The organism is Campylobacter concisus, from assembly GCF_002165815.1.
Taxonomy (GTDB): domain Bacteria; phylum Campylobacterota; class Campylobacteria; order Campylobacterales; family Campylobacteraceae; genus Campylobacter_A; species Campylobacter_A concisus_BH.
In genome coordinates, this window is record NZ_NDYN01000005.1 from 119,385 (window position 1) to 131,260 (window position 11,876).

The window sequence follows — 11,876 nt, forward strand, 5'->3', positions numbered from 1 at the left end:
ATTTTCTAAAATTTGCCGCCGTTTCAGGAGACGTGACGCTACCTAGCGTGCTAAATGCTGCAAGCCAAAACGCGGATAAGATATCGAGAAATAAAGCCGCGATTTAAAAGCGCCTTTTAAATTTGACCAAGCGTCAAAACCGTAGTCGGACTAAATTTTTATATTAAAATCCTTTGCGATCTTTGTTTTTAAGTCCGCGCCGATCTTTTTAAACATAGCGTTCATTTTGGCATTTTTGTCCATAAATTTCTCTATTTGCAAATTTGCCTTGTCGCTGTTTTCTTTTATCATCTCGCGAGCTTTTTTCTCCGCGCTATCTTTCGTAAATTGTGCAAGCGCGGTAAATGATTTTACGAGAGTTTCTTTGATCTCATCCTTGGTCTGTGCACCAAAAAGTTCACTTATGATCTGCCCTAAAAATGGCTCTATCTCGCTAAATAGCGCCGAGTTTTGCTTTGCGTTTTGCACTTGTTGGCTCACATGCTCGCCAAAGACGCATTCGTTGCAAAAGTGCTCGCAGTTGTTGATGAGTAGGTTGTATTTTTGCTCGCCTACACGCGACTTGGCGCAAAGGGCTATATCTTGGCCGCTAAATGGCGCATTTGTGTGCTCTTTGATCTGCCAAGTATCGCCGCTTGCAAACTCCTCGAGGCTAGTCATCTCCACTTTTGCTACGTTGCGTTTATCTAGCGGTACGACGTTGCTTAAAATCTCCTCAAAGCAGCTCTTTTCAAAAACTATCCCGCGTGCCAAGCCGTTATAGTGCACGACCATATCATCTCCGACGTAGATGCCGTGATGTTCGTAAAGTTTTATGCCAAGTACGCTTCTGTCTACGAAGATGTGATCGCCTATTTTTGGTAAATTTTGCATATCTCTCTCTATAAAATTTATTAAAAATCGCAATAAAACGACAAATTTAGCCCAAATTTGCTAAATTTAACTTTATTAAAATTTGGATAACTAAGTATAAATTTATAAGGAAAAATATGGACTACATCAAGCTTTTAAAAGATAACGGCCTACTTAGGGTGATCAATGAGCCAGTAGATATCGACCTAGAGATCGCGCACGCTAGCTATATCGAGGTCAAACGCGCGGGCTCACAAGCACTACTTTTTACAAATCCTATCTGCAAAAAAACTGGGCGTAAATTTGCCCCAGTGCTTACAAATATCTACGGCTCGAAAATGGCGCTTGAGCTGATATTTGGCGTGCAGCCTGATGAGATCGCAGCTGAGATAGAGAAGCTTTTAAAGCCCAAAAAACCTGAGAATTTTAAAGAGAAGCTTGACTTTTTGGCCTATCTTTTTAGCATGAGAAAGATTTTTACAAAAAGGCTAAAAGGTGAGGGCGAGTGCCAGCAGGTCAAATTTATGGGCGAGCAGGCTGATCTTTTGAGCCTGCCTGCGTTAAAGACTTGGCTGCATGACGGAGGCGCTTTTATCACGATGGGGCAGGTCTATACGCAAAGCCTAGATGGCGCGCTGCAAAATTTAGGCATGTATAGACTGCAAATTTATGATAAAAATCGCCTTGGCATGCACTGGCAGATCCACAAAGACGGCGCAAATTTCTTTCATGAGTACAAGCGCGCAGGCCGTAAGATGCCAGTCTCTGTGGCGATTGGCGGCGATCCACTATATATCTGGTGCGGTCAGGCGCCGCTGCCAAAGGGTGTCTTTGAGCTGCTACTTTACGGCTTCATCCGCAAAGAGCCAGCCAAGCTTGTAAAGTCGCTGACAAATGAAATTTACGTCCCGTACGACGCCGACTACGTGATCGAGGGCTTTGTGGATACTGCTAAGAGCGAGCTTGAGGGGCCATTTGGCGATCACACTGGTTTTTACACGCCGGTTGAGCCGTTTCCAGTGATGGAGGTCACGGCGATAACGAGCAAGAAAGACCCTGTCTTTCACGCGACCGTGGTTGGCAAGCCGCCGCTTGAGGATAAGTATATGGGCTGGGCGACTGAGCGCATTTTCTTGCCGCTTTTGCGAACGACAGTGCCAGAGCTACTAGACTACAACATGCCTGAAAATGGCGTCTTTCACAACCTTATCCTAGCCAAGATCAACGCCCTTTATCCGGCTCATGCAAAGCAGGCGATGCACGCTTTTTGGGGAGTTGGGCAGATGAGCTTTGTAAAGCACGCGATCTTTGTGGGCAACGATGCACCAGAGCTAACAGAATACGACAAATTTGCGGACTTTGTGCTTGATAGATTTGGCAGTGAGAGTGTGCTGATAAGCCAAGGTGTGTGCGACCAGCTCGATCACGCCAGCCCAAACTCGTGCTTTGGTGGTAAGCTAGGCATCGACGCGACGCAGGACTTTTGTAAATTTAGCCCTGCGGTTTTAAGTGATGACGAGCTTTTGGCTAAATTTCAAAGCATTGCGTCAAATGTTAAAGAGCTTAGGCAGTTTAAAAAAGAGAGCAAAACGCCTATTTGCGTGATTAAATTTAAAAAAGATCGCCCTGTAAAAGAGCTTTTTTCTAGGCTTTTGGAATTTAGGGAGTTTTTCAAGCTTATAGTTGTAGTGGATATGCAAAACTACCTAGAAAACCCATATATGCTGCTTTGGCGTGTGACAAATAACATAGATGCTTTGCGTGATATTTATATAGATGGTGAAAATTTCTGCGTGGATGCGACGATCAAGGACGAGCTAGAGGGCTATACTCGTGGCTGGCCTATGCAAACTGACTGCGAGCGTGAAGTGGTAGCTGATCTTGTGAAACGCGGCGTGGTAAAAGATGAGCCAGAGCTTTTTCATAAATTTGAGATATTTGGGTAGGTTGTTTTAAATTTATCCAGTCTTTTGCTAGGTCAAATTTACTTTAAATTTTTAAATAGATCGTTTTTGTGCTTAAAAATAGCTTAGTTTAAGGCTATTTTTATGAAAATTTCTAGCTAAATTTATCTGTTTTTCTGGGATTTCTGGGATTTGGCTGGCTTGAAAAACGACGATAAAATTTACACTAGCTTCTACAGATTTTTAAATTTAGCACTTCAAATTTCTTAAAATACTAAAAATAGTATGTAAAAAATTATGTAAAATAATATGATTTTGCCTTATGAAAGGTAAAATTTAGAGTTGTGGGCTAGTAAAATTTAAATTTGATCTATTGCGATGGTCGTAAAACATTTAAATTTAAAAATCAGAAGTGTTAAAACTTTTAAATTTAATAAAGTTAGCAGATTACAGGCGTGTTTTTATAAAGCTGTGTTTTGTCTGCTTTTGGGTAAATTTGCATGTAAATACAAAGCCTACTTGCCTGACTTTTGCTAATAATTTTTTTAGTTTTTAAGTGGTTAAAGTTAGCGTATTGGATCAATTTTAAACAGTAAGCTTGTGGAATTTAAAATAAACTAGCAAATTATAAATTGTATTTTAAATCAGACTGTGTGTTTGCTTTGGGTTGAAATACAAAACCTTGCCTACTGGTCTTTTGCTTTAAAACAAATTTGGTGCAAGAGAACAAATTTAAAAGCAAGCTTGACAAAATTTAAAATAAAGCTAGTAAATTTGGCTTATAAATTTGCTAGATAATGCCATTGTGCGGCGATCTGTTTGGGTGTTTTGGCTCGTGCTGTTTTTGTGTTGATAAGCCGCTATAAATTTAGATGTAGCCGAAATTTGGTCAAAATTTACAAAATCATTTTTTAAAGATCATCTGTTGTTTTGATTTTTGTACTGCAAGGCAAATGTAAGCATAAATTTTAGAAGTGGATTGTCAAAACTGACCACAAATTTAATAAATCTCATTTTTTGACCACTGACATCTTGCTTTTGGAGCTGTAGCTTCGCTATAAATCAAAATTTGTTAGTTTTACTAGCTTTAAAAAATATCGCGCAAAAATTTAAATTTGATAGCCTTGCAGCTGGTTTTAAGACTCTTAAATTTAAAAATCTAATAGTCGTAACTTGGCTATTTAATTTTTTAAATGTGCTTTTGAGTTGTTTGTTAGGTTCGCGCGGTCGTCTGTTTTGTTGCTAGCCTAGCATTCACAGCGTTTTTTAATCTTGCTCTTGCATTTTAGATCAAATTTAAGTAGCTCACAAATTTACCAAACCAACCTTCAAAACATGCTCTTTTAAGCTGCTAGGTATCTCGCCATTTTCAAGTGCCATTAGCTCGCTCACCCTTAGGATATAAAAGTCTTGCAAGCTTCTGTTAGCAATTTTTTCAAGCTTTTTTGCTAGTGCGTCAAAGATATGAAACTCGGCTTCATTGCTAGCTAGCAAAAAGTCAGCCCCACTATCAAATGCAGCAAAAATTATCTTACTAGCAAGCTTGCAAGCTAGCTCCTCATTAGCCTTTAAAAGATCATATCCACAAGGCGTTTTGGCGTTTAACTCTATAAAATTTGCCTTGTATGCGCTTAAATTTGCAGGCAGTCTATTTTTTATGGCTATCTTAAATTCTTTAAATTTACTAAGTTTTTCTATCTTTTCAAACTCATTTTCATGTTTTTGCATAGCTTTTACGCCTAAAATTTCTTTGAAAAATTTAATCGCTTCGTTGTAAATTTCGCTACCTTCAAATAGCAAATAATCAAGCTCACAGGCTATTAAAACGCCGTTTTTGCCGCCAATAAGCTTTAAAATTTCATCGTTTTTCTCATTTTTATAAAGATGATGAGCTAGCATTATCGCGGCAGCTCCTATAAAATTTGGCTCGTAGTCTTTCACAAAATCAGCGTAAAAATAAGGCTTAAAGCTAGCGTAAAGCTCTTTATCAGCCCTTTTGCAAAAGCTAGCAAATGGCTCAAATTTCGCCCAAAAGTCATCATCATTTATGGCAAGATCTAAAACCGCTCTTTTTTCATCAAGCGGGGCTATACAAAGCTCGTCTCTAAATTTTTGAGCTAAATTTGCAAGTGGCTGGGCGGTGCTAACTACGACGTCATTTACCTTGACAAAGCCTTCAAATGGGCTAAAGTAGGGGTCTATGCTCTTTACGTGGGCAAAAAGCTCGTTTAAGTTTGCAAAGTCTGAAATCTCTAAAAAATAGGGCTTAAAATATGCCAAAACATCTCTTTTTGCGTCAAATCTAAAAATCTCAACTCTTTGCATCTCTATCCTTTTTTTGGGCTTATTTTATCCTAAATTTAAAAGGAGTTTCATTATAATAGCTCAATGGATAAAGAAAATTTTACGATTGAACGCTTTAGTAACGCATATATCGGCGATGATGCGGCCGTTGCTGGCAAAATGGTCTTTAGTAAGGACATTTTCGCGCAAAATTCGCACTTTAAGCTTAGCTGGCTAAGCCTTGAAGAGACCGGCTACAAGGCGATGATCGTAAATTTTTCAGATACGATCGTGATGAACGCAAAGCCTAAATTTGCCCTTCTTGGGCTTAGTCTGCCAAAGAGCTTCACACCTCGCCAGATCAGCGAGCTAAGTAGCGGCATAAATAGGGCGTGCAAGGAGTTTGGCGTAAAGATAATAGGCGGCGACACGATAAGTAGCTCCATTTTAAACATAAGCGTCAGCGTGATCGGCGAGCTACAGGGCAGGGCTGTGCTTAGAAAAAATGCTAAATTTGGCGATCTAGTTGGATTTACAGGTAAGCTTGGATGCAGCCAAAAGGGTCTAAACTCGCTTTTAAGACTGGCTCAAATTTCTAAAAACTCACGCTTTAAAAAGCCTGTTTTAAGAGATAAATTTTTTTACAAAGCAGCTCACCTTATAAACTCCGCCATGGATATCTCAGACGGGCTAAAAACTGATCTTGGCAAGCTTTTAAAGGCTAGTAAAAAAGGCGCTAAATTTACAAAAAAACTAAGCAAATTTGAGCTTAGTAGCGGCGAGGAGTACGAGGTTTTATTTACCTTTAGCCCTAAAAATTTAAGCGCCATAAAAAGGATCGCCGCAAAAACAAGGACAAAGATCAACATCTTTGCAAAAATTTCACACAAAAGGTTAAGACAAAATGCAAGAAGCCACCACTTTTAAGCCGCTCTATGCGCTTACTCATGCGCCCATCGAGGCATATTTTTCTAAAAATTCAGATGATTTTGTCGTGCGCGAGATACCGCTTTATGAATTTAGTGGCGACGGCGAGCACTTGATCGTTGAAATTTCTAAAAAAGATATGACGACAAGCGACGCTTTGCACGCCTTAAGCGAGGTTACAGGGGCTAAGATGCGCGACTTTGGCTATGCTGGGTTAAAAGACAAGCAGGGCATGACGACGCAGTTTATCTCGATGCCTCGTAAATTTGAGGGCGCGCTTGCAAACTTTAGCCATGAAAAGATGAAAATTTTAAATTTAAACGTGCATAAAAATAAGCTTCGCATCGGACATCTAAAGGGCAATAGCTTTTTCATCCGCCTAAAAAAGGTGCTGCCAAGTAGCGCTAAAAAGCTAGAGCAAGCCTTTGTCAGCATCGATAAAATGGGCTATGCAAACTACTTTGGCTACCAGCGCTTTGGTAAATTTGGCGACAATGCTGAAACTGGCCTTGAGCTACTTAAAAACGGCACGATAAATGGTAAAAAGAGCAAAAATGTAAAGCTAAATGACTTTTTGATCTCAGCCTATCAAAGCGATCTTTTTAACCGCTATCTTAGCAAAAGGGTTGAGATTTCAAGGTTTGTAAGCGACTTTAGCCTAAGTGAGCTAGGTGAAATTTATAAAAACTTTAGCAAGGATAATCTAAAGGCGATGAAGGCGCAGGAGAGCTTTTTTAAGCTTTTGCCAGGAGAGGTTTTAGGGCACTATCCATTTGGTAAGCTCTTTTTGTGTGAAAATTTAGATCAAGAGGAGCAAAGATTTGTTAAGCGCGATATCACAAGCCTTGGACTTATAGTTGGTGCAAAGGCCTATGAGGCAAGCGGCGTGGCAAAAGAGCTTGAGGATGAAATTTTCGCAGAGGCAGTTTTGCTTACTTCAAAGATCGCTGGCTCAAGGCGCTTTAACTGGGCGTATCTTGAAAATACAAGCTACAAATACAACGAAGAAAACGCTCATTTTAGCTTAAATTTCACACTTCAAAAGGGCTCATACGCCACGGTTGTGTTAGAAGAAATTTTGCATAAAAATATATTTGAGTAGGGTAAATTTTCGGACTTTCCTCTTTTGCGTAGTGCAAAAGCGACCGCTTACCGTGCCAGAGCGAAATTATAGCGGTTTTTGCTTAATTTTCTAGCCTTAAAAATTAAACTTTGCGTTTTAATTATTTTCTTTATTTATAAGGAAGATTTGCAGACAAAAAGTGATTTTATAGGGAAAATGCTCTGAGTAAATATTTGGCGTATGTTTTATCAGAGATCGCATAAATTTTTATCTCAAAGCGCAATAAATTCAGCATTATTTATAGGTCGCAAATCGTACAAGTCCCCAAATTTCTCCATTATCTCGTGAGTAGCCTCCACAAAAGGCTCACAGCCAAAGTGCGGCACTACGCAAAAATCAACCAAATTTAATCCTGTAAAATCACTCATGTTTACACTACTTTTATCCATAAGCGTAGCATATCTCGTGTCTGGTGCGGCCACGATCGCCCCTGCTGACTCACCGACGTAAATTTTACCAGCTTTAACCGCGTTTTTTATAGCTTGTTCGGCGCACGATTTTCGCAGCTCATTAAGCAGATAAAATGTATTTCCGCCGCTTACATAAATGATGTCGCACTTATTAATAGTAGCTAAAATTTTATCATCTGCAACACAAAACTCATCACATTCAGAAATCTGCGTAACCAAGTTTTTAACACAAGAAATATCAATACGAGTCAGCTTCGCACCAAATTTTTCCAAAATTTTCACCGCTTCATCTACGTAAAAATTCACCTCTTCAAATTTTGCTGCCGTATCGATAAAAGCAACATGCTTACCTTGAAAATCTACCACTTCATTGATCTTGCTCGCAACCTCCGCGAAGTAGGAGCAAAGAAAAATATTTGCCATTCCTTTATTCCTTTTAAAAGATATTTAAATTTAAGAGCCAATTATATCCGAAAATAAGCTTAAAAGATCCGCATTTTGCAATCGTCATGTCGCTCACAAGCTTCCCATATCTTGCACTACAGCTTAGGATTTAGAGATTTATATGGTTTGTATTTTTAGTATACATGGTTGAGTAAGTAAAATTTAAAAATTTAATTATGAATTTGAATGCAAAAATTTAAGGCAAAGTATCGCAATATTTTTTAAGAGTTTTTTCTCTTGTGATCGCAACTTCAAGTAGAAACAACGTAAAAATTTAGCGAAGATAAGAGATATAATCTATCAAGCCAAATTTTTACTAGTTTTATAAAGATAGGTTTAAAAGTGTGGCTGGCTAAATTTAGCCAGTTTAAATTTAAAAAGGTCTAGCCAAAGTTAGACCTAAAACATTAAATTTAAGAGGTAAAAACTTAAGTTCTAAAGACGCTAAGTTTAGTATTTAGCGCGTCTGTCATCTTGTTTAGATGTTCAGCCGCAGAAGCTATCTCTTCGACGCTTCTAGCATTTTCAGATGAAATTTGATTGATCTCTGAGATGCCATCCATGATCTCATTTACATTCTTACCAGTTGCGATGTAGTCTTGCATAGTCTTATCAGACATCGCTATGGCGTTATTCATAGTTGCGCTCATATCATTTATCGTCTTTTCAACGTCGCTTGCCACATGGGTTAGCTCTTGAATTTGTTTAGAGTTGATGCCCATTTGCTCGCTGCTATCATTTATCGCTTGAACGATAACGTTGATAGTTGCATTTATCTCTGTTAGAGATTTTTGAGTTCTCTCAGCTAGCTGTCTAACTTCATCAGCAACGACTGCAAAGCCACGTCCATGCTCGCCTGCACGAGCTGCTTCAATGGCAGCGTTAAGTGCAAGTAGGTTTGTCTGATCAGCGATGTCATTTATAACAACAAGGACTGATTTTACCTGCTCAGCGTCACGGCTAAGCTGCTCGATCTTGCCAGCCATTTGATTTTCAACATTAGCAGAGTCTATGATCTGAGATGATAGGGCTCTGATAGCCTCAGTAGCTGTTTTTATATGAGTGCTTGCCTTTTGAAGGTCATCTTTACCAGCTTGAGCAATTGAAAGTGACTCTTTCATGCTTTCTTGCATAGACTTGCATCTTTGATTTGTCTCTTCAACGATCTGGGTTGATTCTTCTACGCGTTTGCCTGTTTGAAGTGAGGTAGAGCTTAGCTCGTTAGCAACTGAGCTGTTTTCACTTGAAAGGTTTTTTGTATCGCTTATAAGCACTCTTATGCGCTCTATGAAGTTATTTATATCATTACTTATTTTAGCTATCTCATCTTTGCCGTAGATTGGGATTTTAAGAGTAAAGTCAGATGTTATAGCATTTAAATTTGCTCCTAGTCTATCGATAGGATTTGCAACTAGCTTTTTAAGCAAGAAGATAGATACTATGATAAGAAGCAAGGTAACTATAATGCTTGCGATGATGAAATTTTTGCTAACTACTTTTTGAGGTGTTAAAAAGTCATCAGTAACAGCTGAGCCAAGCACTATCCAGTTAAGCTTGTCAAATGGCTCAAAAGCAACCACTCTCTCAACTCCGTCAGTATTTATGAGTTTGACACCTTCTCTAGTTTTTACTATGTCATCAACTATATCTTTTAGCTGACCTTCTGGTGCTTTGCCAGCTAGTCTTGGGTGGATGTCATAGACATTTGTCTTTGTATTAAAGATTGAGAAGTAGCCACGCTCGCCTAGCTTCATTTGTGCCATTGTCTTTTGAAGATCTTCTAAGCCTTCAGTAAAGTCGTAACCTATAAATAAAACTGCTACAACTTCACCGTTTTGAATGACTGGCTCATAAACACACATGTAGTTTCTACCAAAAATATTTAAAGCACCCACATATGTCTCTTTGTTCATCATCTTTGGATAGATCGTTTTATTTAGCATACCAAGCGCTCTACTGCCATCATCTAGTAAAAGTGAAGTAGATACAGCAGCAAATTCATTGCCTGATTTTGCAAAGATGGTTGGGATACCGCCGTTTGTTAGCTTTTTGATCTTATCAGAAATTTCATGGTTGTTATTTAACACGCCCATTTTGTCTGAGATAAGCTCTAAAGCGTCGTCATTTTCTGTTTTTATGGTTTGGCTAGTGGCTCTTATGTTACCTAAAGCCTCTTTTAAGACATGCATATATAGTTTTGCATTATCTTCGTTATCTTCATCAAATAGCTCAACCGTGTCCATCGCAAGCGCAACGTTTTGCTGGATAGTTGTTTCTACTCCCTCCTTGATCTCACGCTCTAAGACATGTGATATAAAAAATACAAAGCAAGCCATACAAATGGCAAGAACTAAAGCGATGATCGCTGAGACCTTGACTAAGATGCTACGCAAATTCATCTATATCCTCCTTGGTTTAGATTTTAAGGGTTTATTATACAAATTTTTTCTCGTAAAACATATAGAATTTTGGGGAAAAATAACGAATTTTAAATTTTTGTTTGCTTTATATTTATAATTATAACTTTTATGAAACTGGAGTAAAAATTTATAAAAAATTGCTATTTAAATTTAGCTTTTTAAGCAAAATTTATAGTTTGGCAAAAGCAAGAATTTCTTGTTTTTACGGGATTAAAATTTAAATTTGTATCATTTTGCTGATTTGTCGTCTATTTTATTAGATTGGTTTAAGGTTTAAAGAGAAATAACAAAAAAGTGAAATTTGGAGTGTTTTACTCTTGATTTTGTAAAGAAATTTTAAAAAGATAAAATAAAAAAATTAATTTCATACCAACTTGTGACAAAATTTAGGCTCAAAAATCAAAAAATTCTTAGATAAATTTACAAAATTTGATGAAAAATTTGGTCGCAGGGTAAATTTATATATTTTTAAATATAATCACGCTCTGGCACGGTAAGCGGTCGCTTTTGCATCTTGCAAAAGAGGAAAGTCCGAGCTGCGATAAGACAAAGTTCCATCTAACGGATGGCTAGGGAAACCTAAGGGATAGTGTAACAGAAAGCAAACTTCCGCCTTGGCGGTAAAGGTGAAACGGCGGGGTAAGAGCCCACCGGCACGCTTGGTAACTTGCGTGGCCATATAAACCCAACTTGCAGTAAGAAGGGATGGTTTTGGTCTTATATTAAAACCCTTCGCTAGAGCTTGTTTGTAAAAGCAAGCGTAGATAAATGATCGCTCAAGACAGAACTCGGCTTAACGCCGTGCCTCCCTTAAATTTAGAGTAAATTTCAAGTAGCAAGCAGTTGGTAAATTTAAAAGATTTTCAAGACAAAACCGGCAAATATGCCGTGCCTTGAAAGTTTAGTATTAGATTAGTTTTTTACGTATTTTTGAGCTTTTTGTAGTTTTGTAAGCTCGCTTTGGATGTGTGAAGATTTAGTTTTAAAAAGCTCTATCGCACCGCCTATTAGCGCTTGTGCTTCTTGAGCCGAAGCTAAGCTTTTAAACATATCTTCGCTAAAGCTTTGTGATAGTGCAGCTAGCTTTCTTGTATCTTCATTTATTAACGCTAGCTTAAATTCATTGATCCAGCTATTCACCTGATGTTACCTCCCTCCATGCTTCTGATAACTGCTTTACGACATTTGTTACTTCATTTAGCGCGTTAATATCATTTTGGATATTTGCCATAGCAAGAAGCTGCATCTGTCTTGTATAAAGTCCGCTAAGGTAGTGAGCCACGTCGCCTTGAGAATAATCAAGCGAGTTTAAAAGCTCGACAAAGATAGCGTTTGCTCTGTTTATATAATAGACTTTTTTCTCTATATCTCCAGCTTCGATCGCTTTTTTTGTGCGAAATATAAATTTCAAAATTCCATCATAAAGCATTTCTATTAATTTAGTCGGGGACTCGATGCCCCCGAAACTCGACTGTGCGTATGCACTATATGCACTTTGATTCATTTTTCTCTC

General features: G+C 38.2%; 8 protein-coding genes, 1 other RNA gene and 2 pseudogenes. 4 read left to right on the forward strand and 7 right to left on the reverse strand.

Features of this window, described 5'->3' with window-relative positions; genetic code table 11:
* Positions 1-150 precede the first annotated feature (150 nt).
* Positions 151-873, reverse strand: coding sequence for a lecithin retinol acyltransferase family protein (locus B9N65_RS05620; RefSeq protein ID WP_087583145.1), 723 nt, complete (start codon positions 871-873; stop codon positions 151-153).
* A gap of 116 nt (positions 874-989) precedes the next feature.
* Here B9N65_RS05620 and B9N65_RS05625 point away from each other — a divergent pair, with 116 nt between their 5' ends.
* A complete protein-coding gene (locus tag B9N65_RS05625; RefSeq protein WP_087583146.1) occupies positions 990-2,798 on the forward strand; it encodes a menaquinone biosynthesis decarboxylase in 1,809 nt (602 codons plus the stop codon).
* A gap of 1,263 nt (positions 2,799-4,061) precedes the next feature.
* On the opposite strand, the gene B9N65_RS05630 is transcribed toward B9N65_RS05625, so the two are convergent.
* A complete protein-coding gene (locus B9N65_RS05630) occupies positions 4,062-5,081 on the reverse strand; it encodes an HdrB C-terminal domain-containing protein (RefSeq protein ID WP_087583147.1) in 1,020 nt (339 codons plus the stop codon).
* A gap of 63 nt (positions 5,082-5,144) precedes the next feature.
* On the opposite strand from B9N65_RS05630, the gene B9N65_RS05635 reads away from it, so the two are divergent.
* Together B9N65_RS05635 and truD are read left to right on the forward strand one after the other, a co-directional pair.
* Entirely contained in the window at positions 5,145-5,966 is an 822-nt protein-coding gene (locus tag B9N65_RS05635) for a thiamine-phosphate kinase (protein WP_087583148.1), read from the forward strand.
* A complete protein-coding gene (gene truD / locus B9N65_RS05640; RefSeq protein ID WP_087583149.1) occupies positions 5,944-7,068 on the forward strand; it encodes a tRNA pseudouridine(13) synthase TruD in 1,125 nt (374 codons plus the stop codon). Before B9N65_RS05635 ends, truD begins: the two co-directional genes overlap by 23 nt.
* A 233-nt stretch (positions 7,069-7,301) precedes the next feature.
* On the opposite strand, the gene B9N65_RS05645 is transcribed toward truD, so the two are convergent.
* The 3 genes and pseudogenes from B9N65_RS05645 to B9N65_RS11425 all read right to left on the reverse strand — a co-directional run.
* Complete coding sequence (locus B9N65_RS05645) at positions 7,302-7,922, reverse strand: Type 1 glutamine amidotransferase-like domain-containing protein (protein WP_012001649.1); 621 nt, start codon at positions 7,920-7,922, stop codon at positions 7,302-7,304.
* Positions 7,923-8,371: 449 nt separating this feature from the next.
* Positions 8,372-9,424, reverse strand: a pseudogene (locus B9N65_RS11420) (methyl-accepting chemotaxis protein); the annotation flags it as partial.
* Positions 9,425-9,448: 24 nt separating this feature from the next.
* Positions 9,449-10,342 (reverse strand): annotated as a pseudogene (locus tag B9N65_RS11425) (Cache 3/Cache 2 fusion domain-containing protein); the annotation flags it as partial.
* A 506-nt stretch (positions 10,343-10,848) separates the two neighbouring features.
* Between B9N65_RS11425 and rnpB the strand changes: the two are divergent.
* Positions 10,849-11,175, forward strand: an RNA gene (gene rnpB / locus B9N65_RS05655) — RNase P RNA component class A.
* Between the two features lie 100 nt (positions 11,176-11,275).
* Here rnpB and B9N65_RS05660 read toward each other — a convergent pair.
* Together B9N65_RS05660 and fliS are read right to left on the reverse strand one after the other, a co-directional pair.
* Positions 11,276-11,503: a hypothetical protein gene (locus B9N65_RS05660; RefSeq protein WP_087583151.1), complete on the reverse strand. Its 228-nt coding sequence runs from the start codon at positions 11,501-11,503 to the stop codon at positions 11,276-11,278.
* Positions 11,496-11,867, reverse strand: a complete 372-nt coding sequence (fliS, locus tag B9N65_RS05665) for a flagellar export chaperone FliS (RefSeq protein ID WP_009293744.1) — start codon at positions 11,865-11,867, stop codon at positions 11,496-11,498. Before fliS ends, B9N65_RS05660 begins: the two co-directional genes overlap by 8 nt.
* Positions 11,868-11,876 lie beyond the last annotated feature (9 nt).